Annotated in this window: 19 protein-coding genes; 13 read left to right on the forward strand and 6 right to left on the reverse strand. The window is 49.7% G+C overall.

Annotation, left to right across the window (positions count from 1 at the left end; genetic code table 11):
* The first annotated feature begins 56 nt into the window (after nt 1-56).
* Nucleotides 57-662 carry a bifunctional phosphoserine phosphatase/homoserine phosphotransferase ThrH gene (thrH, locus tag TREAZ_RS10690; RefSeq protein ID WP_015711873.1) on the forward strand — a complete coding sequence of 202 codons (606 nt, stop codon included), beginning with the start codon at nt 57-59 and terminating at the stop codon, nt 660-662.
* Here thrH and era read toward each other — a convergent pair whose 3' ends face one another.
* A complete protein-coding gene (gene era, locus TREAZ_RS10695) occupies nt 663-1,586 on the reverse strand; it encodes a GTPase Era (RefSeq protein ID WP_015711874.1) in 924 nt (307 codons plus the stop codon).
* Nucleotides 1,587-1,588: 2 nt separating this feature from the next.
* The gene (locus TREAZ_RS10700; protein ID WP_043923053.1) at nt 1,589-10,345 is read right to left on the reverse strand and encodes a beta strand repeat-containing protein; all 8,757 of its coding nucleotides are present in this window, start codon (nt 10,343-10,345) and stop codon (nt 1,589-1,591) included.
* Nucleotides 10,346-10,998: 653 nt separating this feature from the next.
* On the opposite strand from TREAZ_RS10700, the gene TREAZ_RS10710 reads away from it, so the two are divergent.
* The 4 genes from TREAZ_RS10710 (at nt 10,999) to TREAZ_RS10725 (ending at nt 12,446) form a co-directional block, all read left to right on the forward strand.
* Nucleotides 10,999-11,268: a type II toxin-antitoxin system Phd/YefM family antitoxin gene (locus TREAZ_RS10710; protein WP_015711878.1), complete on the forward strand. Its 270-nt coding sequence runs from the start codon at nt 10,999-11,001 to the stop codon at nt 11,266-11,268.
* Nucleotides 11,252-11,662: a type II toxin-antitoxin system VapC family toxin gene (locus tag TREAZ_RS10715; RefSeq protein ID WP_015711879.1), complete on the forward strand. Its 411-nt coding sequence runs from the start codon at nt 11,252-11,254 to the stop codon at nt 11,660-11,662. Before TREAZ_RS10710 ends, TREAZ_RS10715 begins: the two co-directional genes overlap by 17 nt.
* Nucleotides 11,663-11,757: 95 nt before the next feature.
* Nucleotides 11,758-12,231 carry an Rpn family recombination-promoting nuclease/putative transposase gene (locus TREAZ_RS10720; protein ID WP_015711881.1) on the forward strand — a complete coding sequence of 158 codons (474 nt, stop codon included), beginning with the start codon at nt 11,758-11,760 and terminating at the stop codon, nt 12,229-12,231.
* A gap of 5 nt (nt 12,232-12,236) precedes the next feature.
* Nucleotides 12,237-12,446, forward strand: a complete 210-nt coding sequence (locus TREAZ_RS10725; RefSeq protein ID WP_015711882.1) for a hypothetical protein — start codon at nt 12,237-12,239, stop codon at nt 12,444-12,446.
* A 17-nt stretch (nt 12,447-12,463) separates the two neighbouring features.
* On the opposite strand, the gene epsC is transcribed toward TREAZ_RS10725, so the two are convergent.
* Genes epsC through TREAZ_RS10735 form a run of 3 tightly spaced genes read right to left on the reverse strand, consistent with a single transcriptional unit; the run spans nt 12,464 to nt 17,773 of the window.
* A complete protein-coding gene (epsC, locus tag TREAZ_RS10730) occupies nt 12,464-13,354 on the reverse strand; it encodes a serine O-acetyltransferase EpsC (protein WP_015711883.1) in 891 nt (296 codons plus the stop codon).
* Between the two features lie 23 nt (nt 13,355-13,377).
* Nucleotides 13,378-13,968 carry a hypothetical protein gene (locus TREAZ_RS18470; RefSeq protein ID WP_245535020.1) on the reverse strand — a complete coding sequence of 197 codons (591 nt, stop codon included), beginning with the start codon at nt 13,966-13,968 and terminating at the stop codon, nt 13,378-13,380.
* On the reverse strand, nt 13,868-17,773 hold the full coding sequence (locus tag TREAZ_RS10735; protein WP_245535021.1) for an acyl-CoA dehydratase activase: 3,906 nt from the start codon (nt 17,771-17,773) through the stop codon (nt 13,868-13,870). The genes TREAZ_RS18470 and TREAZ_RS10735 overlap by 101 nt, the downstream gene beginning before the upstream one ends.
* Nucleotides 17,774-18,009: 236 nt before the next feature.
* On the opposite strand from TREAZ_RS10735, the gene TREAZ_RS10740 reads away from it, so the two are divergent.
* Nucleotides 18,010-18,423: a Fur family transcriptional regulator gene (locus TREAZ_RS10740; protein WP_015711884.1), complete on the forward strand. Its 414-nt coding sequence runs from the start codon at nt 18,010-18,012 to the stop codon at nt 18,421-18,423.
* A gap of 28 nt (nt 18,424-18,451) precedes the next feature.
* The gene (locus tag TREAZ_RS10745; RefSeq protein ID WP_015711885.1) at nt 18,452-18,991 is read left to right on the forward strand and encodes an NADH peroxidase; all 540 of its coding nucleotides are present in this window, start codon (nt 18,452-18,454) and stop codon (nt 18,989-18,991) included.
* Here TREAZ_RS10745 and TREAZ_RS10750 read toward each other — a convergent pair.
* The gene (locus TREAZ_RS10750; RefSeq protein ID WP_245535022.1) at nt 18,988-19,929 is read right to left on the reverse strand and encodes a helix-turn-helix domain-containing protein; all 942 of its coding nucleotides are present in this window, start codon (nt 19,927-19,929) and stop codon (nt 18,988-18,990) included. The two genes, TREAZ_RS10745 and TREAZ_RS10750, sit on opposite strands and share 4 nt — an antisense overlap.
* Before the next feature lie 75 nt (nt 19,930-20,004).
* Between TREAZ_RS10750 and TREAZ_RS10755 the strand changes: the two genes are divergently transcribed.
* Genes TREAZ_RS10755 through TREAZ_RS10780 form a run of 6 tightly spaced genes read left to right on the forward strand, consistent with a single transcriptional unit; the run spans nt 20,005 to nt 26,009 of the window.
* Nucleotides 20,005-20,322 (forward strand): L-rhamnose mutarotase, encoded by a 318-nt coding sequence (locus TREAZ_RS10755; RefSeq protein ID WP_015711887.1) that lies wholly within the window; start codon nt 20,005-20,007, stop codon nt 20,320-20,322.
* A 10-nt stretch (nt 20,323-20,332) separates the two neighbouring features.
* A complete protein-coding gene (locus TREAZ_RS10760; protein ID WP_015711888.1) occupies nt 20,333-21,835 on the forward strand; it encodes a sugar ABC transporter ATP-binding protein in 1,503 nt (500 codons plus the stop codon).
* Between the two features lie 8 nt (nt 21,836-21,843).
* Nucleotides 21,844-22,788 carry an ABC transporter permease gene (locus TREAZ_RS10765; protein WP_015711889.1) on the forward strand — a complete coding sequence of 315 codons (945 nt, stop codon included), beginning with the start codon at nt 21,844-21,846 and terminating at the stop codon, nt 22,786-22,788.
* Nucleotides 22,781-23,779 (forward strand): ABC transporter permease, encoded by a 999-nt coding sequence (locus tag TREAZ_RS10770; protein WP_015711890.1) that lies wholly within the window; start codon nt 22,781-22,783, stop codon nt 23,777-23,779. Before TREAZ_RS10765 ends, TREAZ_RS10770 begins: the two co-directional genes overlap by 8 nt.
* A 44-nt stretch (nt 23,780-23,823) precedes the next feature.
* Nucleotides 23,824-24,897, forward strand: coding sequence for an autoinducer 2 ABC transporter substrate-binding protein (locus TREAZ_RS10775; protein ID WP_015711891.1), 1,074 nt, complete (start codon nt 23,824-23,826; stop codon nt 24,895-24,897).
* Nucleotides 24,898-24,914: 17 nt separating this feature from the next.
* A complete protein-coding gene (locus tag TREAZ_RS10780; RefSeq protein ID WP_015711892.1) occupies nt 24,915-26,009 on the forward strand; it encodes a uroporphyrinogen decarboxylase family protein in 1,095 nt (364 codons plus the stop codon).
* Nucleotides 26,010-26,077 lie beyond the last annotated feature (68 nt).

A 26,077-nucleotide genomic window follows, 5' to 3' on the forward strand; every position in this document is an offset into this window, starting at 1 on the left:
AAGGCATTGTACCACATTACTTGCTTCCTTAGCTCCCCCTGTGCTATGTTTATCTTATGCGGATAGTGTGCTTGGATCTTGAAGGCGTATTGGTCCCCGAAATATGGATCGCTTTTTCAGAAGCTGTGGGAATTCCCGAGCTGCGGCGAACCACACGGGATGAACCCGATTATGATAAGCTTATGCGATTCAGGCTGGATTTGCTTGAAAAAAACAAGCTAAAGCTGCCTGATATTCAAAAAGTGATAGGCGCTATGGATCCCCTGCCGGGGGCAATTGACTTTGCCAAGGCCCTCAGGGAAAAAACCCAGCTCATCATTCTGTCGGACACCTTTGAGCAGTTTGCAAAACCCCTTATGGCCAAACTTGGCTACCCTACCCTTTTCTGCAATAGCCTCGAAGCCGGAAAAGACGGCAGTATTACCGGTTATAAGCTCAGGCAGAAGGAAGGGAAGAAACACGCAGTAGCTGCCCTTAAAACCCTCAATATGGAAGTCTTTGCGGCCGGCGATTCTTTTAACGATTTGGCAATGATACAGGAATCCGACGGCGGCTGTCTATTCAGGGCGCCGCAAAAAATACGGGACGATTATCCCCACATACCCTGTGTTGATATTTACGATGATCTATTGAGCCAGATTGATAATTTTCTGGAAAAATAATTATTGGCGATCTATAATGCGGTGAAGCACATGGTCATTATGACGCCAATCTTTGCCGGTTTTTACCCTGAGATCCAATTCCACTTTCCAGTCGAATATTGAATTAAGCTCCTTCTGGGCTGCCTGGCGGATTGCCTTGATCATTTCGCCGCCCTTCCCCACTACCATGCCTTTTTGGGATTCCCTTTCTGTGATGATAAAAGCCCTGACCCAAAGCTTCTGTACTATCTCCCCGCTTTCTTTTACTGTGTCTTTTAACTCCGTGTCGGCGACCTCGACATAAAGCGAATGAGGCAGCTCATCCCTGAGACGGTTCATGGCCTTTTCACGGATGATCTCGGCAATGCGGAAAGGTATATCCTGATCGGTGTAATATTCTTCGGGATAAAAAGGATCGCCAGGCTCCGCCATTTCAAAGAGACAGGCCAAAAGCGGTTCAATGCCTTCTTTTTTTAAGCAGGAGATATTGAAAATATGTTCACGGGGAAGATCGGGAAGCTGTTCCTGTAAAAACACTATTGCCTTTTCAGCATTTGCGCCCTGCATATCCATTTTATTAATGGCAACAATAGTTTTGCCGATCAGGGGTTTAATCATTTCAGCGACCGCTTCTTCCTCAGAGCCCGGGGCACGGGAAGCATCCAGCACATAAAGGATAAGCTCGGAATCGCCTACTGCACGGTCAGAAACTTCCATGAGTTTTTTATTGAGTTTGCGTTCCGAAGTATGACGGCCTGGGGTATCCACAAAGACAAGCTGTCCATCGGGTTTTGAGACAATTCCCCGAATGGCATTCCTTGTCGTTTGGGGAACAGAGCTGACTATGGCAACCTTTGCGCCGCACAGCAGATTGACCAGGGTGGACTTGCCCACCGACGGCCTTCCAACCACGGCTACAAAGGCCGACTTCTTTTTATCTTCCATAATTATTTTACAACCATAACCTTACGAATTTCGTCGATGTCCGGACCCACCACACGGATAAAGTACATACCCCGGGCAACAGCGCGGCCTCCCCTGTTGGTGCCTTTCCAGGCCGCCCGGTATTCACCCGCCTCACGATAACCTCGGTAGAGGATATCCACCATGGTTCCGTCCATAGTAAATACCTGAATAGTCACTTGTCCACCCTTTGCAAGGTGGTACTGCACATAGGCGGATTCACCGTTATTCGGATTTATCACATTGTTCAAAACAGTGACACCGCTTCGCTGCAAGGTAATATCGTGGATCTCAAAACCAAAGGGGCGTACCAGACGGTACCAGTTGGCGGGGATAGCCGCCTTAGGAGCAATGTCGAGACGGCCTGCAAAAAGATCATCCGGAGAACCTGAAAGATGGAAAAAGAAGTCCAGAATTTTGCCGCTGTCATAATTTGGTTCATCTTTGCTAAACTTGTACTGAAAAAGAATGCTTCCCGCATTCCCGTCAGGCGATCTGGCAGGAGGGTTGAACCAGAAGTAAGGAACTATATTGGTAAAATAAGGATTGGTTTCAGTATTCGGCGGAGAAGGAGGAATTGCTATATCCCGGGGCAACCAAAGACCGTGATCCAACCGGTTAAAGCCCTGAGTCCTATAAGTCTGATTGACACTATAATCATAAACAATTTTCGGAACTATGGAACTTGAAGCAAGGTTATCGTTCAGCCTTGCCTGAAGCACAGAATCCCGCTCTTCAAGGTATTTCTTCCCTGTGAATTCCCAAATAAGCCCTGTATCCGAACCATCCTGGCCCCAGAACGAATCGGCGTCTAGCGAAGGAATATTCGCATTGGAGGACTGATCGTACCTTGCCCATACAGGCCATACAAAATACCGGGTATCAGTACCATTCGAAGGGGGCACGGAAATGAGCACATCGGTAACACGATGGGTTGCATAACCCGGAATACCGGAAGAAATATCATAGGTTTTGTTAGGCGGATAAACTATGCCGGCGGGGTTGTCGGTATCTATTACGATTTTATAAGGCTGGAATGCTCCGCCATTGACTTCATAATTATAATTTTGAGGATACTTAGGATGAGGATACATAAAATAGTAAGGCCGCGTTGAGGATGGAGTGCATAGATCTTCTACCCGCACAGCCAGATCTACTGCATTATGAAGCGTAAAATATTGCATTTCTGCGGCAAGGTCTGAAACACTATACCCCGTAGTCAAATCCATGCGGAATTCACGGTATTCATCTGCGTCAAGCGATTCAAGAGTCCCCGAAGAAGCGGGACTGTTCACACTTACGGAAAGGACCGCGCTTGAATCAAGCTTTTCGGATAATTGGAAGAATAGTTCCGGATGTTCCGGTATCGCGAGGGCATAACTTATACGCGGCGCTGCAGTATCCGTAGTAATCCCTTTATCCTGAGCCGGATCGCTTGCTTTTTGCGGAGGCGGGTTTCCAATTATTGTATATCCTGTAGCAAGATCCTTTAAGGAAGTATTGCGTACAATTTCCCATTCAAGAGTTACGTCCGAGTCTGTATAAGGTTTTTCTTCCAAAAACACATAGATAGAATCCAAATCATGGTCAGGAGAAGAAGTAATATACTCTTCTACCCTCCGGTATCCATTGGCTTTAACTTTATACGGCTCACCGGTATGCTTGTTTCTGACATTTATTTCAAAGTCAGAAAAATCCCCGTTAAGATCAAATGCGGACTGTAGGCGTATCCTGTCTATTCTTCCATTATGGTTTGAATCTTCAGTAAAGGAATAAAAGAAATTATTAATTATAAACCAGTTAACATTAAAACGGTTGTCAGGCGCAGTAAGGTGGGCATAATTTCTTTTGGCAGGATCAGGCTCAAGAGGATCTATAAGCACAGGGTCATTGCCTATATTGATTTTATCTATCAATACATATGGGAAGGCGGAAATATAATAATTTCCGGAGCCATCGGATTCGGAGGGCACCGGGATTTTAGTAGCCGAATAACTATAAAAAATCTCAAGATGGTTTATTATCATTTCCGCGCTTGGGTTTAATGAAAAAAGCCAGAAATGTTCATTGGCGTCATTAGGCGGAAGCCATTGAGGTGAATTTGGATAAACCCCTGTATTGGCCTCATTTTTGTCATTTTCCCTGGTCAAGGTAATGGCTGTACTGTGATCTGGAAATAGATCCATTGTATTGGGTGCTATAAAGAGGCCGCCATAAATAGTATGTCCGGCTGTAGCAGCATCTACCCAGTTTGAAAATTTTAGTATTGCCTTGTTCTCATGGCAGGCAAGAATCCACCAGGTTGTGTCTCCGCTGATTGTATGGCTTACAGCGGCTCCGGTATATGAAGAATCTCCAATTTCTACCATGCTTTTATTGTAATTAAATTTTCCCCCGGATTTTTGGATCCAGTTTTCGTTGACAATAATGCGGGGGTAATAAGCTGCAGAATAAGGAAGCGGGGGGATTACGGAATTGGTCCCAAGCTCTGCATTATTCCCTATGGTTATACTGCCCTTAAAGACCGTATTGGTAAAAATAATTGCTTTTGAATCATCTTCAACAACAAGATTGCCTAAGGTAACCTGGGGTATAAATGGAGAGGCGATATTTTCGCGTACCCGTAATTGTTTTGCGGCAGTGCTATTCATGACAAGGGTAAGGTCTTTTATTCCATTAGGCGAAGCGCCTGTATCAAAGTCATAATTTATAAAAACATTACCCCTAGCTATTATTTTATTTGCTTCATTTATTTCAATTTTATGATTGGCAGCAGGAGCATTATAAAAATCCTCAGTTTGGAGTATAGCGCCTTTATCCATAATCAATGTTCCATTGAGCCCTATAAATCCTTTTGAAAAAGCAGGCGTTGTTGCAGGAGCCGTAATAACAGTTCCACCCATCTGCCAGGAAAAAGAAGGCGATGGGGATGCGGTTCCGATAGAAAGATGAAGTTCGTTAGCCGGACTCGTAAGGGTTTCAGGCTTTATTTCCAAAGTCATAGCATCCATCTGAATTACATCACCGGTAAGCTGAACAATATTTGGATGTGTAGTGGCTGGCGCTGTCGGTTCGCTTCTATTTTCGATAATAACATTGCCCAGGGGGGATGCTACGTTATGCTGGAATGTTTGTATTTCACTCATAGGAACAATATAGTCACCACGGAGTACAATGGTATTATGACGGTGGTAAAAAATACCCAGATCAGCAATCTGGCCATTAAAGACGATGGCATCTTCAGGGTCGCCAGTGAGAGGCACACGGTTATTACCATTCAGATAACCAGCGGCTCCTGAATAATTGCCATTAAAGATGATTACCTCTGTATAAATGCCTGTTTCTCCTGCTGTAATGGTCCCGGTATTTGTGGTGGTTCCGCTAATGGTCAAGGTAGTACCGGGCTGAATATCACCGTAATTACCCACTGCAAAAGTTCCGGTATCTTTAATATAAATAGTGGTACCGGTTATCAGGGTATTGTTTACTGTTAGGTTTACCCCGCTAGTTGATGCTGTTCCAAAAACAAAACTCCCGGAATAATCCTGAGTTCCCTCGAACGTCGTCATTCCCGTTCCGATGGTCTGGGCGAAACTTTCAGCCCTTACCCCCGCGTTAAATGTAACATCTTCTGCGTTGGAAACGGTAATGGCTCCAAGCCGGCTCACGCCGGTTCCACCTATCGCACCGAATACGACAATATCTCCTGCGGCGCCGGTATCAAGGATCAGATTTTTGCCCGCACCGGTAATTGGTCCTTCGATAGTAATACCGGCGGCAGTGATAATATTGGCAGCAGTGTTTGCCAGCGCAATAGGCCCTGCGCCGGTCTGGGTAAAGGTACCGTTTATAACAATATTCCCGTTCAGTGTAATGGTTCCTGCACCATTGGTAAGTCCAAGATTTCCTCCTGGTACAACATCATCCACTGTCTGTAAGCTAATACTTCCTCCGCTGCCTGCAGAATTCAAGATAACATTATCAATTAAAGTTAAAGGAGCGGCAAAAGTGATTTCGGCTTTTGCGGATACAACATTTGTCGTAGTGATATTTGCCCCTATCTGATTGGTTCCTCCGGAATTGATTTGGGAAAAAACGTCCCCGGAACTAATAGTCGCTCCTGTATTTACACTGAGGGTACCACTATTGTCAAGAGTTATTGAACCTGTGGTGGTCAGAGTATTATTCAAGGTCAAATCGTTACCGGTAAACGCAAAGTCGCCGGTATAATTCTGTATTCCGTTAAAGGCCGTTGTTCCAGTTCCCGCAGCTTGGGTAAAGCTGACGGCAGCAACCGCCGCACTGACGCCAAAGGTCACATTCACGGCATTGGGAATCGTTATCGTTGTCCCGGCCGTCATTGTATTATTAACCGAAAGATCCGTTCCGGTAAACGCAAAGGAGCCGCCATAATTCTGAGTACTATTAAAGGTTGTTGCACCTGATCCTGCGGCTTGGGTAAAGCTGGCGGCGTAAACAGCGTTTTCGAAAGCTGCATCAGCTGCATTACTAACTGTTATATCACCCAGACCGAGAGAGGTGGTTCCCATATCACCGTTCACGTTTATATGCAAACTGGTACTGGTATTTTTGGAATCCAGGGTTAAATCATTATTTTGTCCGGCGGTCCCCTCAACAGAAACAAGATTAATCCCGGCGGCAGTGATGTTTCCACTTCCCCGTAGAATTGTTAACGGGGATGTCGTAGTAAAGTATGCAGCATCCCCCATATTGATTGTGGCTGTGCCCGAGACATCGAGTAGCGCCCAGAAACGAACATTACCCGAACCGGGTTTTAAAGTAAGATGGTTGACAGTAGGACCGGTATAGCTAAAAGAATTGTAAAATTCTATAAAGCCGCCGGTTCCTAAAGTACTATCCGCCTCCAGCGTCTTGGCTGTGGCATCTGAAACATTTACAAAATAGATACTTTTATTACTCTTGGTCTTTAAGAAAACCTGCGCTCCCGTTGCTGCTGAATTAATTTTAGCGGCAGAACCGGGAAGATGGGTATCCGCTGAGGGGAATGTTCCGGAATAATAAATTATATCCCTTGCTCCCCGGGAACTAATATAAATATGTCCCCCGGGGGCTGGTCCTGTAGCGGACATAGCGGCATAACTACCTGTAAGATCATCCAGCTCCAAATAGATATTCCCGGCGGTGGCATGAGTACTTCCGGTTCCACTCACATTATTCGCTTGAATTACTATTGATTCATCTGCTATACCAGTAACAGCTATCGTTGAACTCGGACCTATTGTTAGATCACCGCTTCCACTATCCGGCCCGGCGATAATAGTCAAGGTTTCGGCTGCCAGGGCACCATTGGAAAATATAATAGCATTATTAAGAGGAGCAGCATTATTTGTTTCTATTTTTACTGCCCGGACTGATCCTGTGTAGTTGGTATTTATGTCCGCACTTACCGATATTGGTCCGTTTGCGGTTATATCCACTGTCCCGTTGCTTGCTATACCACCGGAACTTATTGTCACTTCACCGTTATTTGTTGCAATTAGAGTAACATTTCCTACACGCGCGCCACTGGTTCCTATTGCACCGTTTACCGTTATTGTTCCACTTGCATTTACATTTAGTGATCCTACCGCACTTACACCGCCTATAGCTAACGCCTGGCCGTTCTTGAAGTCTACATCTCCGCCTGCCCCGGTTACCGTAAATGTATCTACTTCGTTTGTGGTATTATCCAGATCTATCGCACCTGCGGAATCTACCGTCAGATTCATACCAGTTATTATACCGTTCCCGCTTATCCCGTCGTCCCCTGTCAGCGTTACCGTCCCGGCATCAGACGTTACTCCCGTTACAGACAGGGTCCCGCTCTCCGTTACCTCTACGGCCCCACCGCTGGTTTCATTGACCGCAGTAAGAGACAGGGCTCCCCCCGACGCATTCGTAAATTCTATATCCCCCGTGGGTGTTCCCTCGGTATTATTCAGTTCCGCGCTCACTGTTATCGTATTATTCCCGCTCAGTGTTATTCCGTCCTGCGCGTTTACCGTTAGTGTCGTCCCGCTTATTATTCCGCTCTCGTGTACCGCGCCTCCGCTTGAGGTCAGCTCTATAGGCGCTCCTGCTGCTGTAATATCCCCGTTCCCGCTTATCCCGTCGTCCCCTGTCAGCGTTACCGTCCCGGCATCAGACGTTACTCCCGTTACAGACAGGGTCCCGCTCTCCGTTACCTCTACGGCCCCACCGCTGGTTTCATTGACCGCAGTAAGAGACAGGGCTCCCCCCGACGCATTCGTAAATTCTATATCCCCCGTGGGTGTTCCCTCGGTATTATTCAGTTCCGCGCTCACTGTTATCGTATTATTCCCGCTCAGTGTTATTCCGTCCTGCGCGTTTACCGTTAGTGTCGTCCCGCTTATTATTCCTGTCTCGTGTACCGCGCCTCCGCTTGAGGTCAGCTCTATAGGCGCTCCTGCTGCTGTAATATCCCCGTTCCCGCTTATCCCGTCGTCCCCTGTCAGCGTTACCGTCCCGGCATCAGACGTTACTCCCGTTACAGACAGGGTCCCGCTCTCCGTTACCTCTACGGCCCCACCGCTGGTTTCATTGACCGCAGTAAGAGACAGGGCTCCCCCCGACGCATTCGTAAATTCTATATCCCCCGTGGGTGTTCCCTCGGTATTATTCAGTTCCGCGCTCACTGTTATCGTATTATTCCCGCTCAGTGTTATTCCGTCCTGCGCGTTTACCGTTAGTGTCGTCCCGCTTATTATTCCTGTCTCGTGTACCGCGCCTCCGCTTGAGGTCAGCTCTATAGGCGCTCCTGCTGCTGTAATATCCCCGTTCCCGCTTATCCCGTCGTCCCCTGTCAGCGTTACCGTCCCGGCATCAGACGTTACTCCCGTTACAGACAGGGTCCCGCTCTCCGTTACCTCTACGGCCCCACCGCTGGTTTCATTGACCGCAGTAAGAGACAGGGCTCCCCCCGACGCATTCGTAAATTCTATATCCCCCGTGGGTGTTCCCTCGGTATTATTCAGTTCCGCGCTCACTGTTATCGTATTATTCCCGCTCAGTGTTATTCCGTCCTGCGCGTTTACCGTTAGTGTCGTCCCGCTTATTATTCCGCTCTCGTGTACCGCGCCTCCGCTTGAGGTCAGCTCTATAGGCGCTCCTGCTGCTGTAATATCCCCGTTCCCGCTTATCCCGTCGTCCCCTGTCAGCGTTACCGTCCCGGCATCAGACGTTACTCCCGTTACAGACAGGGTCCCGCTCTCCGTTACCTCTACGGCCCCACCGCTGGTTTCATTGACCGCAGTAAGAGACAGGGCTCCCCCCGACGCATTCGTAAATTCTATATCCCCCGTGGGTGTTCCCTCGGTATTATTCAGTTCCGCGCTCACTGTTATCGTATTATTCCCGCTCAGTGTTATTCCGTCCTGCGCGTTTACCGTTAGTGTCGTCCCGCTTATTATTCCTGTCTCGTGTACCGCGCCTCCGCTTGAGGTCAGCTCTATAGGCGCTCCTGCTGCTGTAATATCCCCGTTCCCGCTTATCCCGTCGTCCCCTGTCAGCGTTACCGTCCCGGCATCAGACGTTACTCCCGTTACAGACAGGGTCCCGCTCTCCGTTACCTCTACGGCCCCACCGCTGGTTTCATTGACCGCAGTAAGAGACAGGGCTCCCCCCGACGCATTCGTAAATTCTATATCCCCCGTGGGTGTTCCCTCGGTATTATTCAGTTCCGCGCTCACTGTTATCGTATTATTCCCGCTCAGTGTTATTCCGTCCTGCGCGTTTACCGTTAGTGTCGTCCCGCTTATTATTCCGCTCTGCGTTAACGCCCCGCCAGTGGTCAGGACTATACTTCCTAATGAGCTTAGCGCGCTTCCTATCTCAAACCCGCCTATATCGGTATAGCTTATCGCACTTGGCGCTGTTCCCGATGTTTGCAGAGTAGTTATATCGTTGTCTGTAAGTTCAAGGGTAAAGTCTCCGCCGCCCCCAAGTTCCAGCGTGACTGCGGCAATGGCCCCAGTGCCGCTTTGTGTTACAGGCCCTGCGCTTTTAAGTACCACCGTATTCCCTACGATACCATATCCCTCCAACACTATCCCGTCGCTGCCGACATCAATAGTGACATCGCCTCCGCTAATGTAAGCGCTGTTGCTCTGAGTTACAGCAGTGGCAGCGCTCAAGGTTCCCCCCGCGCTAGTAATAACCCCGCCGTCCTGAATGATATTTGTGCCGGAAACCTTGTGAACCCCAATGCCAAGCGCCCCGTCATTTGTATTTAGCAATAATACAGTTCCTGTAACAGTGAGATCGGTCATAAGCGTCGCTATGGTACTGCCCGTCTTGTTTACCGTCACATTCATAATGTCTGTTGTACCACTGAGGGTTATGTTCTGCGCTCCGGTACCGTTCAGGGTTAATAGCGTAGACACCACAAGCCCTCCGGAGCCCACAGAGTTAATCAAATCCCCGCTGACTGTCAGATTAGCCACGCTTAGCACTCCGGCGCTTATTGTCAGATTGCCGTTGACGACAAGAGATGAAGGTACATTTGGATTCGTACCTGTGCCGCTAGTAGTGTTAATTATTAAGTTATTGCCATCTGCTGCCGTATAAGCGATGCCGCCGTACCAATTACCTGGGGTAGCCCAAACATCGTCTGTGGTTCCTCTCCATTCAAAATCGACTCCCCACAAGGCGAAATTCGCGAAAAATATACCAAATACAACGGCAATCCAGAGTTTCTTCATCTAAACATATCCTGTATAAAATATGGCTGGGGAAGTGTCCCTGCTAAAGTACTATCAATACCGGAACCAATAGCGGCAGCGCAAAACATGAGTATAACAGTAAATATCCCAGACTTCTTCATTATTCTTTCCATCACTTACCTATAGTATATCAAATATAGAGAAAAAACCCTACTCCTCCAGGGAAAAGGGTAAATTTTGAGCCTTTGCCAGAGATTCCCCTTTTATTATCGGCCTCTTAAAACCCGGGTTTTGAGGTACTTTAGGAATGAATAAGTCCCGGCGTGAATCCAGGAAAGCTCATATAGTTAGATATAGATCGTCAAAATTTGGAGAAAATGGATATAAAAACCCGCTATCACTTTTGGGCAGTTTCGGCAGCTCCAAAATATTGATTTCGACCAGGTTCGTAAACTGCTTTCCGCTTTCCCGGTTATATAATCCATATCTATTATAATAATTTCCCTCCTCGGAACCAGTATGTCATCCATAATAATAATACTGATTACCCGTTCCGCCCTGCTCCAGCTTTCGCCGCGTTTAAGTTGTTCGGTGAGTATCTTGCTGCTGTAAAAGTGAGAAATCAGGCGGTTTAAGAAAAAATCAACGTCCGCGAACTTGACATTTTTCCGCTAACAGGCTAGACTGTCTAGATGAAAGAAACGGATACATGGCAGCTTTACACTGCCAAAAATAAATTGAGCCACATCGTAGAACGCGCCGGGAATACGCCGCAAACCATTACGGTTCGCGGGAAAGAGACGGTCGTCATTCTGTCATGCCGGGAATACCAAAAACTTACGGCGCCCAAAACGAACCTTGCCGGGTTTCTTTGCGGTTCCCTTGATGACGGCAATGCGCCCGATTTTATACGCGATAAAACAACAGAAGAACGGGGAACGCGTCTTGAATTACCTGGTTGATACCAATGTGCTTTCCGAACTCGGAAAAAAACTGCCAAATCCCGGCGTTGTTACATTTATGAATTCATTGACCCAGTCATCGCTTTACATCAGTGTTGTTTCCCTTGGCGAAATTGCAAAAGGCATTGAGATGGCATCTGACATTAACAAAAAAAATCAATTATCCGCTTGGTCTGAAAAAATTTGCCATTGGTTCGATGGAAATATCATAAACCTTGATCAACCAATTTTTACTGAATGGGGGCGCCTGGCCGGTTCCCATAACAGGACGCTGCCGGTACTGGATTCCCTCATAGCCGCAACTTGCCTGAATTATCACTTCACGTTACTAACAAGAAACGTAAAGGATTTTGCTGATATAAAAGGGCTGGCCTGTCAAAATCCCTGGGCCTGATTATCACTTTTTTTAAGCTTTTTAAAAAAAACGCAGAAAAAATGAAGCGCCATGCATCCCAATGCCATATATAGGTAAACGGAGCGCAGTGACGCATGAAACCATTCTTTCACAAAGTCCGGTACGACCCGGAAATCATGCGGCAGGCCAAAGCCAACGCCGCCGAAGGCAAACTCCTGGATGTTACTTTGGACGTGGTGTTTAAAGCACTCCTTTCAGGGGATAACGAAGACAGCCGCCTGGCCCGGCAGTCCCTCCTCTCAAGCTGCATCCACAGGCCCGTAAAGGATGCAAAAGTTCAAAACCCCGAGATACTCCCCGAGTTCCTCGAAGGCAAAACAGCCATGCTTGATGTCCATGTTACCTTTAACAACAACGAACAGGCGGACATTGAGATGCAGATGAATAATTCCGGCGAAGACCTTAAAAACCGCGCCATTTTCTACGCCTCCCGCCTTGTTTCGGACCAGGGATATAAAGGCCATTATTACCGGAGTATGAAACGGGTCTACCAGATTTTCTTCTTTAATTTTACGTATTTCCCGGAAAGGTCCAGTTCTAGGAGGTAGGAAGCATGCGTGCAGAACAGGCAATAAAGAAGATGAACCGGGACTATGAACAATGGGCCCGCGCCCTATTCCGCGAAAAGGCCGATTTAGACTACCGGTCAGGCATGTATGGCGCTAGGCAAAGCGGGATAGAAGAAGGCCGTGAGGATATCCTCTCCCTGATGGACCAGGGCTACACCGCCGAGCAAATCCGCGCCAAGCTGAAGCAGAAATAGGCGTACAGCCCTCTCCCCTACTTCTTCGGCCTCACCACCTGCTCCCCGGTTTTCAGATAAACCGTGGAATCCGGGGGTACTGATTCGGTGATCCAGACCGAGCCGCCTATGATGGAACCCCGGCCTATGACGGTCTCGCCCCCCAGAATGGTGGCGTTGGCGTAGATAGTTACGTCGTCTTCGATGGTGGGGTGGCGTTTGTGGTTGGCTTCGATTTTTTTGACCGACAGGGCGCCCAGGGTAACGCCCTGGTAGAGTTTGACGTTTTTGCCGATGATGGTGGTTTCGCCTATGACTATGCCCGTACCGTGATCGATGAAGAAGGATTCGCCGATTTCGGCGCCCGGGTGTATGTCTATGCCGGTTTGGCTGTGGACAAGCTCGCTCATCATCCGGGGGATAAGGGGGACACCGGCTTTCCAGAAGAAGTTGGCAAAACGGTGGACGGCTATGGCTTCAAAGCCGGGGTAGGAGACTATCACCTCTTCGATGCTTTTGGCTGCGGGATCGCCCCTGAAGGCGGCGCTGATGTCGTCGGCCAGCAGCACCCTGAGCTGGGGGAGTTCATCGAAGAAATTTTCTACAATAATCTCTGCGTCTTCGTGGCAGCTGTCTTTTCCTGACCAGAGGCTGTTTCCGCTTTTGGCGGCAAAGGCGAGGCTCTTTTCCACTTCCTTTATAAGTTCCCGCGCTACGCGATAGACCTTTTCGGAAGTGGCAAGCAGGAGATTGTCGCGGTCTACGGCCTCGTCTTCCCTGAAGCCGGGGAAAACGAGTTCCTCAAAACCTGAGACTATAGTCGCAACTCCCTGTGTTGAAGGGAGCAGTTCACCGCCTGAGAAATTCACGAGGCCGTATGTGGTATAGGACTCGGTTAAAGCTTCGATACTCTTATCAAGATGCCGCACAGGAATCCTCCTTCGGCTTGCCGCTAAACAACGGCGGGTTCTTTTTCTTTCTTTGCCTTCACGTCCGCTTTCTCGATATGGTCAAAGGCGGAGTTGTGGCTGCCTGCCTTGTCCACAAGGCTCGAAAGGTCTGTGCCGCCCCGGAAGCGCAATACATTCACCATAAAGATATTGAGCTTGTTCACAATATTGGGGGGGAGAAGGTTGCCGTCTACCTCGACCGAGAGGGTCGGATAATTCCGTTCCCTGGCCCAGGGGGTAAAGAGGCCCTCGATGACCCGGCCTATGAGGCAGGCAAAGGGCGAAATATTCACAATCCCCGAATAGCCTGAACTCATGGCGGCGGCGGCGCTGCCCGACGAAACAGCGATCTCGGAGTTGAGTTCCAGGTTCACAAAGTGTTCCTGGGTGTACTTCATGATCTCGTGCATGTCGTGGGGGGTTTCGGGGATGAGGCCTGTGGGTTCGAGTATGGACAGCACCTTTTTTTCAACCGAGTGTTTCCACCATTCTTCAATACCCAGAACTTTGAGATCCTTCCAGGGTTTGGAGAGGAAACGCTTGCCGGGCTTTTGCAGCTTGATGTAGTTTTTTGAGGGCGTATTCGCGCACAAAGTCCAGGTAGTGTATCCATTCGGAAATACCTGCCACTTTTACTACTATGCCCCGCTCGCTCATAAGGTCTGTAAGTTCGCCCACTGCAAAGTCGTCACGGCGCACGTAGATTTCGCCCACCACCAGTACCTTGGGGCAGTCGACAAGCTTGCGCTTTAAGGGGATTTTCTTTACGTCCTTGGCGACATTCTTCAATTCTTTGTAGGTGTTTTTGGGGTTGTGTTCCACCACATGCATAAGCCTGCGCCATGATTTTTCAAATTCTGCAATGGCGGTAACAGGATTGGCAGCGGTGGTTTTAAGGGCGTTTTGAATATCCTTGAGGTAATCGGCCAGCACAAAGCCCCGCCACATTTCCTTGACAAAGTCGCCGCCCAGTTCGCCGTAGGAATTATCCGCAGACAGAATAAAAATCACTACGTTTTCGAGGCGCAGATCCTTAAAGAGGTTTTCGTAGTACACGTAATACTGTCCGGTTCTGCAGGGACCGGTCGTAATGGGCACAAAGAGAAGATAAAGTTCGTCCTTGCGGTATTGATCGCCAAAGAAGAATTGCAGGGCACTGCCCAACACCAAATGGCTGGGAACACATTCCTTGCCCGACGCATGGCCCCGGGCTATCTGAATGGTCTTACTGGTAGCCACCGGCAGGGGTATGGCGTTGATCCCCATGTGGTTCACGGCGGCGCTCATGTACTCGGTGGAAATGGCGCCCATGCTGGAGAGGAGTACTTTTACCCGCTTGTTCCCCTTTATGGGTACCCGTTCGCCGGTTTTTGTATTATCAATGCGGAGGTCGAAATTCTTCCCTTGTTTCTCGGCCACGAACTTCCAGCCGTTATTGTAACGCTCCCCTTCAATTTCAGTTTTCTTGGCCCTGTAACCGTCGATGATGTCGAGGAAGGCTTCGACGCGGGTATCAACGCCCGCATCCGCAGAGTGGGAGTCCAGTTCCAAAACGAGGAAGGGCTTCTGGCCCATGGCCCATTTAATATAATGGAGGATAAACGAATCCGGCGCGCAGGAAAAGTTTGTGATGTAGGTGAGGTAAATGTTATCCTCTTTTTTAAGGAGGTTTGCAGACTTTACATCCTGCTGACCGTAGTACCAGTACATATTGGGGAAGATCTCTTCACCTTCAAAGGGAAGTATATCAAAGGGAACAATGGAAAAACCACGGGTGGTAAATTTGCGGGGAATACCCATGTTGGCTTCGGGGGTAAAGGCGTTGTAGGGGCGGCCCAAGAGGGCGATCACCGGACGGTTGGCCTTGCGCGCTTCGGTCAGGGCTTCCTGGCCGAGTTTTTTGACAGCCGCAAAATACTCGTTCTGTTTTGCCAGGGCCTTGTCAAAGGCGGCCTGGGTTTCTTCGGCGCTGATGCCCATACGGTCGCTCATCACCTGGAAAAGTTCGAGGGCCTTGCCATCGCCGAATTTAAAACTCACCACCAAAGGCAGCCAACGCTTCTTGTCGATGTCCGGGAAGGCCTTTTCTATATAATAGGGAAGGCTCTGGGTAATGGGGCAGAAATTGGCGTGGACTTTTTCCTCATAACTGGGCATGTCGCGGAAATGGGGAAGCAGCACAAAGTCGGCGCCCTTGTCCAGGCAATCCTGCACTGCACCATGGGCAATTTCCGCAGGGAAGCAGTAGGTGGATTCGGCCCGGGCAACGCCGGCGTGGGCCACTTCTGTGGAGAGGAAGGTTTTGATCCCCAGTTCGTGGAAGAACCAACTGTACAATGGGTACAGGGTATGCACCGAGAAGGCCCGGGGAATACCGACTATGTAATCGCGTTTGGGCTTTCCTGAATTCTGCGGAACGCTGGTTCCCACTTTCTCGTCAACAATAGTTGCGGAGGGAGCGGCGTATTCTTCAAAGATCATCTTCTGCCGTTTTTCAACATAGTCGAAGACCGGCACATCTTTAACAGATTTACGCATATTGGTGTACTTGTTGCAACGTCCGCCGAACATGTACTTGTGGCTGTTAACGTTGAGCACCTGAATGGGGCAATGGTTTTCGCAGGACTGGCAGGTAAAGACCCGCTCATAGCCGATTTCGCTTTTGATGACATCGTCGATGACCACGGCTTTTTCTTCGAGGAGGCCGTCGGCGCTCTTGCGTTTTGCAAGAAGGGCCACGCCGAAACAGCCCATGAGTTCCGGCGAAGGGGGCACGAGGATTTCCTTGTCCAGCATCATGGCAAAGGCCAAAGGCACTGCGGGATTTTTGGCGACCCCGCCCTGGAGGAAAATCTTCCCCCCTATGGTGCGGTTCCCCACCACGCGGTTTAAATAATTGGCCACGATGGAACAGGCAATGCCCGCAGTGATGTTTTCCCTTGTTGCGCCCTGCTGGACTGCCTTGCGTATATCGCTGTTGATAAAGGCAGAGCAATGTTCCCCGAATTTGAGGGGGGCCGTGGCGTTGAGGGCAATGGGGCCAATGTCCTTGGCGCTGTGTATGGAAAGGTCGCCGGAGGCTGATTCCTCAAGGAAGGAACCGGTACCGGCAGAGCAGGCTTCGTTCATGGCGTAGTCGATGGGCACGCCGTTTTTGAGGAGCACGTACTTGGCGTCCTGACCGCCTATTTCGAAGATGGTCTCGACGCCGGGATCGAAGTAGGTGGTACCCACGGCGTGGGCGATAATCTCGTTATAGACGCCGGGGGTCTCCAAAAACACGCCGAGGATTTCGCGGCTGGAACCGGTGGTGGACACAAGGCGTATATCGATCTGCTTGCTGCCCGTGTCTGCCACGACTTTGTCCTGTATAATAGAAAGACATTCTTTAAGGGCTTTGACGGGGTCGCCGTGGGTGCGGCCATAGTGGCTTGCCACGATCTCGTCTGTTTCCATATCCACAAGGCAGGCCTTGGTCGTAGTGGAACCGCCGTCAACGCCGAGTATGTATTTTCTGCCCGCCTGAACTTTGCCGTCGGCTTTATCAAAACTCTTTACTTTTCCCGTCCAGTCCTTGAGGGCCCCCAGGGAGCCGAAACGTATGGCGTTGGGTTTGAGGAGCTTGTCCACCGGGGGAAGGGGGCTGCCCGACTGGGGGGCCAGGACTGCGGCGCCCAGGGCTTCAAAGACCGAAGCCGCGTCGGGAATGATAAATTCAATATGCGGGGCCTTGTCCCTGATAAAGCGGATGATGTGCCTGTTCAGGGTGATACCCCCTGCCAGCACTACCCTGCCTGAGGTAACTTTGGCGCGCTTCAAAAAGTCGATGACCTTGACCGCCATAACGTCCGAAAGGGAAAGGACTATATCGTCCTTGGTGGCTTCCCGCTTGTTGAGCCTGTGGGTACAATCGCTTTTCATAAAGACCGAGCAGCGGGTCGAAAGGGGATAGACCTTGGCGGTGTCAGGCACCTTGTCGATATCTTCGAGCTTCATGTCCATACGGGCAAGCTGCTGCTTGAGGAATTCGCCAGTGCCCGAGGCGCACTTGTTCCCCGAGAAGTTGTTGATGATCTTTCCGTTCTTGTCGAGGGAGTAGACCACGAGATCTTCGCCGCCCATACTCACCACGGCGTCGGCGCTCAAATTGAGGGCCTTGAGGGCCGATTCCACGCAGAGGGGCTCAAGGGTGCCTGCTGCGTCGAACATAAACCGGCCTTCGTTACCGGTAACCAGGGCGGGTATGCCCTGGGGGATATTTCCGTCCGCAATAAGCTTGCGGGTAGCGGCAGCGAAATCGCCCTCGTGGGGAACTGCGGCGCTCCATTTTACTTTACCATCTTCCGCCAAGACCATTTTAAGGCTTGTGGAACCTATGTTAATACCTAAAGATTGCATAGTACCTCTTTCCCTGACATTCCTGCCTAATTTGCTCAATATAATAGCGTTTTGTCCTGCCTGTTGCAAGCGCAGGGGTTTGCTGAAATCCAGCCGCTATATCCAAACTTTCACTCATCTATCTAAAACACTAAAAAATTCTCCTTTTTCCAAATTTTTTTCAAAATTCGCTTGACAATTTACCTAGCTTTCAGTATTATAATAACAGTTATCATTATTAAAATCAAGAGGTAAATTTGATTTTAGGATCAAGAAAGCACAGCAAGAAGCGGGATGCCATACTCGGGCTGATACGCGCCACAGAGACCCATCCCGGGGCGCAGTGGGTCTATGACCAGCTTAAGCCATCCATTCCGGATCTGTCCCTTGGCACAGTGTACCGGAACATAGCCATTTTTAAGGAAGAAGGGCTTGTGGAATCTGTGGGTGTGGTTTCGGGCGAGGAGCGTTTCGATGCGGACACTTCCCCCCACCCCCATGCGGTGTGCAAAAAGTGCGGAAAGGTCACAGACCTCTCCGAAGAAGTACAGGCGGAGTTAATCCGGAATTTTTCGGTAAATATTCCGGGTTTTTCTATTGATAAGCGCAATACCGTGTTTTATGGTATATGCATGGAGTGCAACGAGGAAACTGCGGCCCTAGGCCGTTAGCATATTTTATTTTTAAGGACGGAGAGTTATGAAGAAATGGGTATGTACAGTATGTGGTTATGTTTTTACCGGCGATCAGCCCCCTGAGGCCTGCCCCCAGTGCAAGGCGCCTGCTTCCAAATTCAAGGAGCAGACCGCCACAGGCGGTTTTGCCGCAGAGCATGTAGTCGGCGTAGCGAAAGGCGTTGAGAAAGACATCGCCGACGACCTCAGGGCTCACTTTAACGGCGAATGCTCGGAAGTGGGCATGTACCTTGCCATGAGCAGGGTTGCGGAACGCGAGGGCTATCCCGAAGTAGCGGAAGCCTACAAACGCTATGCCTTCGAAGAGGCCGAACACGCGGCCAAGTTTGCGGAACTCCTGGGCGAAGTCATCACCGACAGCACCAAGAAGAACCTGGAACTCCGGGTGGAAGCCGAACACGGCGCCTGCGCCGGCAAGACCGACATTGCCAAGCGCGCCAAGGAAAAAGGCTATGACGCCATCCACGACACAGTCCACGAAATGGCCCGGGACGAAGCCCGCCACTGCGCCGGCTTCACAGGCCTTCTCAAGAGATATTTCTAATTGATATTGTTCTCCCTCAGCGCGTTTTTACGCCATGCTGAGGGGGACATGCCGGTTTTATTTTTAAAAAGATGCGAAAAATGATAGGGATCTTCAAACCCCAGATCCAGGGCTGCGCTTTGAATCGTAACCCCTTCCTGCTCCAGTAGGCTCTGCGCCTTCTGAATTTTGATATGGATATAATATTGATAGGGCGTCATGGACGTGTAGGTTTTGAACACCTCGTTAAGCCATGAAGTGCTGATGCCTATTTGGTCCGCAATGGCAGTCAAATTAATCGAACCGTAGACATTGGCAATCATCAGGCTTTTAGCTTTTTCTACAATTTTCTGGTAATAATTGGGCTGATCCCTGCGCCGCTCGTAGGTTAGGATTTCGGAGATGATATCCAGAATGCAGGCGCAGGCCTTGATCTGAAAAAGGGGCTGCTGGGCTTTTACCTCGTCCAAAATCCGGTTATAGAGGGAAATGATGTAGTCCTTTAATCCTAAATTGATAAAAAAATGATCCTTTGAAAGCAGTCCCTGATCCAGAAAGCGCTTGAAAAAATCCCCGTTAAATCCAACCCAATATTCATGCCAGCCCGTTTCGGGGGCAGGCTTATACTTATGCTTCAAGCCCGGAAGGAGGAGTATCATGCTGCCGGGCAAGATATGGTAGGTTTTGCCCTCAGCCTCGAAAGTCCCCTCCCCTTTTGTGATATAGACAAAATTGAAATCCGGAAGGGAACGGCCTTCCGCTACAGAGCGGTAAATGGCCGGATGGTTCCCCCTGTTGGGCGGGTACGGCGTATTGGGCCTGGTTTCGACACTGCCTGCTGAAACGCAGAACATGCCCAGCTTGGCATCCTCGCTGCTGGAAGGGATATAATGGAGAAATGAGAGTTTATTTTCGCTGCCCTGGCCTTTCATGCCCAGACTATAGCTTGTTTTAGACATTTTCTCAATAGAAATAAACATTTACGGATCAGAAAATCCCCCTGATAATTAAGCTAGTCTATTTATGGGGTGATTATGGAACGGTTTGTTTGGAAAGCCCGGCTCCTTCCGGGGAAGCGCGAAGAATACATACGCCGCCACGATGAAATATGGCCGGAAATGACCGAACTCCTCAACAAGGCGGGAATTCACAATTATACCATCTGGCGGGCAGGCGACGAACTGATTGGCTACTACGAGGCTGAGAAAGGAATCGCTTTCGCCTCCAGTACCCAGGCAGAAAGCCCCCTGGTGGACAAGTGGAACGAGTACATGAAGGATGTAATGGTAATGGAGAAAGATCCCGCCACGGGCACCCACTACGCACTGGAACAGGTTTTTTATCACAAATAAGGAAAAAGCCGTGCAAGAATTGGCCATGCGTCTTGAATCAATAGTAAAAACCTTTCCCGGCGTCATTGCCCTGGAGAACATGAACTTCGAGCTTAAAGCAGGGGAGATTCACGCCATCTGTGGCGAGAACGGCGCCGGGAAGTCCACCCTTATGAAGGTAGTTTCGGGGGTCTATGAGCCCGATACGGGAAAGATTTTCCTTTTCGGCAAGGAAGTCACCATTAAAGGCCCTCTGGATGCCCTGTCCAAGGGGGTAGGTATCATTTACCAGGAGACAAGCCTTTTCGAAGCCATGACGGTTCTGGAGAACCTTTTTCTGGGCCGCGAGATTGTCAAAAAAGCTGGCCCTTTTTCCATCCTGGATTACAAAGCCATGGCTGCCCAGGTGGAGGAGATTTTCAAAACCCTGGGCATGACCCTTTCGCCGGACGAAAAAATCAAACACCTCGGCATGGCACAGAAGCAGATGGTAGAAATCGCCAAGGCCCTCACCTTTAAATCAAGAATCCTTATTCTCGATGAGCCTACCGCGAGCCTTACCCAGCAGGAAGTTGACTCCCTTTTCAATGTGATTCGGGATCTTCGCAGCAAAGGCGTGAGCATCGTATACATCAGCCACAGGCTGGAAGAAATTTTTACCCTCTGCGACAGGGTTACAGTTATTCGGGATGGCCGTTATATCTCCACCCGTGAAGTTTCCAAAACCAACAAGGACGAGCTTGTGGCTGACATGGTAGGCCGCAGTATGGATAATTATTATCCAAAAACAAATGTTGAAATCGGTGGGGAGCTTCTTTCGGTTAAGGGCCTTAATTGCAAAGAGCTTCTCCACAATATCGATTTTAATGTGCGCAAGGGCGAGATTCTGGGCTTTGCCGGCCTTGCCGGTTCCGGGAGGACCGAACTTGCCCAGGCACTCTGCGGCTTTACGCCCATAGAATCAGGGGATATCAGGCTTGAAGGAAAAAATGTGCGCCTTACTTCTTATAAACAGGCCATGCAGAACGGCCTTGTCTATGTATCGGAAGATCGGGGTAAGTACGGGGTCATACTCAGGATGAGCGTCAAGGACAATATCGTCATGCCCCAGCTTGATAAAATTTCCCGCCTCGGGGTGATAAACACTATTGAAGAATACGCGGTAGCGGAAAAAATGCGAAACGAAGTGGGCATTAAGGCGCCAAACACCAACTTCCCGGTGAACAACCTTTCCGGTGGGAATCAGCAGAAAGTCTCTGTCAGCAAAGCCCTGGCATTGAACCCCAAACTGCTCCTCCTTGACGAGCCCACCCGGGGGGTGGATGTAAACGCCAAGGCGGAAATACACCGCATCATAAGCAATATGGCGGCCTCGGGCCTTACCATCATGATGATATCAAGCGAGCTGCCCGAGCTTATCGGCATGTGCGACAGGATCTATGTGATGAAAGACGGAACCATTGCGGGCTCGTTTAACCGCAGCGAATTCTCCCAGGAGGAAATATTACACGTTGCCCTTGCAACGGTTGCGTAACACACATTATGAACACAAAGAAGATTTTAACCGCCGAAGCTTACCTTGGGCTTTTCCTCCTGGCAATACTTTTGCTGCTGGCTGTTTTTACCAAGGGCTTCTTTTCCATAAACAATGTGATGAGCATGCTCAACCGTTTCAGCTATGTGCTCATAGCTGCTATCGGCATGAACCTCATCATCATTACGTCCAATATCGATGTGTCCGCAGGCGCCCTGATTTCCGTGGTCTGCCTTGTCCTGGCGGCCCTCGGCAAACTCGGCCTGGGCCTCCCGGTGCTTCTCCCTGCGGCAATTATCACAGGCGGCTTACTCAGCCTGATAAACGCAGTGTTTATCACCAAGTTCAGGATTCCTGCCATTGTGGCGACTTTGGCGACTGCCCAATTGTTTTCGGGTATTTTACCCCTCGTGGTGGAAGGCTCACTTTACGACCTGCCCGCGAGTTTTACCTGGCTTGCATTTGAAGCAAAAATATTCGGGATTTTTCCTGCCAGTGTTTTGCTCATGTTCATCATCGCAATTGCAGCCCTTGTTTTTATGAATTATTCGAGGCTCTCCAAAAAAATATACGCTGTGGGCAACAACCCTGAGGCTGCGCGCCTTGCGGGCATCGACGTAAACAAAGTCGTCATCATTGCCTATGTTATTGCAGGCTGTCTATTCGGCATTACCGGAACCATCATCGCCACTGCGGGCCAGCGGGTAACTACTACCATGGGAACAGGCCTTGAAATGACCTTTATAGCCGCTGTGGTCCTGGGCGGTACCAGCGTAGCGGGGGGCAGCGGAAAAATTCTGGGGACCATTTTCGGTACTGCGGTTCTTTCGGTAATTTCCCCTGCCACTAACTACCTGGGCATAAGCTCAGACTGGTCTGACGCTATTATGGGCGCCATCATTATTGTGGCGGTCATCGTGAGCGCATTGAGAAAGGAAGTCCGCCATGGATAATGAACAAAAAAGCAAATTCAAATTCACTTTTAACTGGATTCTGGCAGCTATACTGGTGATCCTTTTTATCACCATTTCCGCAATTAACAGCGTGTTCCTTTCGTTCGGTTATCTGGCAGGCATTATGCTGAGGAACATAGTCGAAATCGGCCTCCTGGCGCTGCCGGGAACCCTCATTGTCATAACCGGGGGCATAGATCTTTCCATGGGTTCAACCCTGGTATTGAGCGCCATGGTGGGCGGTATGGCGGCAGTAACTTTCGGAAGCGCGGGCGGCATCATTGCGACCCTGTTAACCGGAGCCGGCTGCGGCCTCTTTAATGGTTTTCTTATCGCCAAAATAAAAATATCCCCCATGGTTACAACTTTGGCGACCATGTATCTCTTCATGGGCCTGGCCCGGAGCCTCTCCAAAGGCGACTCGGTGTATACCTATCCTGCAAGCCAGGCTATGGGAACCACCTACATAGGTGGAAGCTTTCCTTTGCAGATAGTTTTCTACATCGTACTGGCATTTATTTTCTGGTTCATCCTCTCAAAAACAATATTGGGACGCAGCCTTTTCGGTATAGGCCTCAATGAAAATGCCACGTATTACAGCGGCGTCAACACGGATCGTGTTAAAATGATCACCTATCTTCTCAGCGGCCTCATGTGCGCCTTTGCAAGCATTGTCTGGCTCGGAAGGTTCACGAGCATCAAATATGACGCAGGTACCAGCCTCGGCTTAAAAGTGGTAACAGTAATAGTGTTAGGTGGAACAAGCATATTGGGCGGCGTCGGGGACATGAAAAGCACCATACTTGCAACTTTTATTATCGCGGTTCTTAACAGCGGCCTTACGGTATTGAATATCCCCATCACAACACAGACCATCGTGCACGGCATGATCCTGGTTATCAGCTTAATCAGCTACAGCGTACTGAATGATAAAGCAGGCCGGGCTATATCGGCCCCGAAGAAATTGGTATCCCGCGGCACTGCCGCTTGATATGAACTTTGTAAAAAGTTCAAATTTGTCTCAGGAGGATGATTATGAAGAAGATTTTCGGGTCAGCACTGATACTGCTGGCGGTGTGTTCAAGCCTGGCATTTGCTTCCGGCTCCAGTGCCTCAAGCGGTTTAAAAATTGCCATGCTGCCCAAGTTCAAAGGCGAAAACTATTTTGACGCCGTAAAAGTCGGAGCCCAGGAAGCGGTTGACGAGCTCAACAAGGGCGGAGCCGGAATCCAGTTCCTTTATGACGGCCCCACCCAGGATCAGGCCACCAACCAGAAACAGGTTGACATTCTCGAGGGCTGGATTGCCCAGAAAGTAAGTGTCATCATCGTATCCCCCAATGATCCCACCGCTATTGCGCCCACTCTCAAGAGGGCTCAGTCACAGGGAATCAAAGTGCTCACCTACGATGCGGACGCCCAGGCAGATGCCCGCGACCTCTTTGTAAACCAGGTAGTCTCTGCAGGCGTTGCCCAGGGTCTTGTAAAGAGTATGGCTGACAAACTCCAGGCCAAAGGTTACGGCCCCAGCAAAACCGCCAACCTTGCTATAGTATCTTCTGCCAAGACAGACGCCAACCAGCAGGAATGGCTGGCGGAAGTAAAAAAGCTTCTGGCCTCCAGCCAGTACAGCTGGATGGTCATCAGGAACGAAGACACCGATGTATACTATCCCGGCCCGGATGAGACCAACAACCTGACCCAGAGCGGCACCGTCATCGGGCGCATGGGCCCCGGAGCAGACCAGATTCAGGGCGCCATCGGCCTCACCTCCATGTCGGTCCCGGCCCTCGGCTCACAGTACGAAGCGGCTTCCCAGAAACCCGATCCCACCAAAGTGGCTATCACCGGTCTTGCAACCCCCAATGCCATCAAGAGCTATATCAAGAGTTCAAGCAATCCTCTTGATGCCGGCGTGCTTTGGAATTGCATGGATCTCGGTTACCTGGCCATTCAGAGCGGATATCAGATGTCAAAAGGAACCATTACCGGTTCTTCAGCATCGGTTACCGCAGGCCGCCTGGGCGCAAAAGACATCGCCAATAAAATGGTAGTCCTCGGCCCGGCCCTCGTGTTTGACGCTGCCAACGTAGATAAGTTCAATTACTAAAAAGGGTTTAAGGCATCATGACTTCCAGGGAAAGAGTTTTACGGGCTTTCGGCAAAATGGCCGGCAAGCCCGATCGCGTGCCCATTCAGTTTGACCTGTGCAAGAGCTTAATCGAGCACTTCAGCAAACAGTACGGAATCGAAAGTGATTATTCGATTTCCTATTACGAAGATTTGAGTTACAGGATTTCTGCAAACGAACTCCGTACAAAAATGGGAAGCGATTGCATTGTTGTGGGTGGAGAGGTGGCAAGCGATTTTACATCTCAAAAAATCCGCGACAATGTTGCTACCAATGAACTTGGAATGCACATGATGCCTACCTCTCTCTATGTAGAAGTAGTTAAATGCCCCCTTGACGGCGTGGAGGATGCAAAAGATGTAGAAGCCTACAATCTTCCCAATCCCCGCGCCCCGGGGCGTTTTGAAAAAGCCAAGAGGGACATTGCCCGTTTCGGCAAAGATTATTTTGTCATAGGGGACTGCGAAATCTCCCTCTTCGAAATGGCATGGCACCTCACGGGGCTTGAAAATTACATGATGGGCCTTGCGGGCGAAGAGGACTGGGTCGAAGCCCTGAATGACAAAGTCGAGCAGTTTTCAACAGGCATCTGCGAAGAACTGGTAAAAGCAGGGGTCGATGCCATCTGGCTCGGCGAAGATTTAGGCAGCCAGGTCTCAACCCTCATATCCCCGTCTATGTGGCGCCAATTCTTCCGGCCCCGCTATGAACGGCTCATTAAAAAACTCAAAGCCATTAATCCCGGTATCATCATCATCATGCACAGCGACGGCGCGGTAGCTCCCCTTCTGGACGACTTTATCGAAATGGGCATAGGGGTCTTTAACCCCGTGCAGCCCAATGTCCCCGGTTCCGACCCCGCAGAGCTGGCTCAAAAATACGGAGGCCGCATCAATTTCTTCGGCGGTATAGACCAGCAGGGCCTACTCCCCGCAGGCAACATTGCAGCCATCGAAAAGGAAATGCGCCGCTATGCGGAAACCTTGGGCAAAAACGGCGGTTACCTCATGGCCCCGGCCCACATCATCCAGGCCGATGTAAATCCTGAGACTGTAGAAGCTATGCTGAGGATTGCCAAGACATTGACCTGACCCAGGGGACTTACTTTAAGCGATGTGTTTGCAGGATGATGCTAACACTGTTTTAGTGAACTATAAAA

Origin of the sequence: Leadbettera azotonutricia ZAS-9, assembly GCF_000214355.1 — a bacterium.
In the GTDB taxonomy this organism is placed as follows: Bacteria; Spirochaetota; Spirochaetia; order Treponematales; family Breznakiellaceae; genus Leadbettera; species Leadbettera azotonutricia.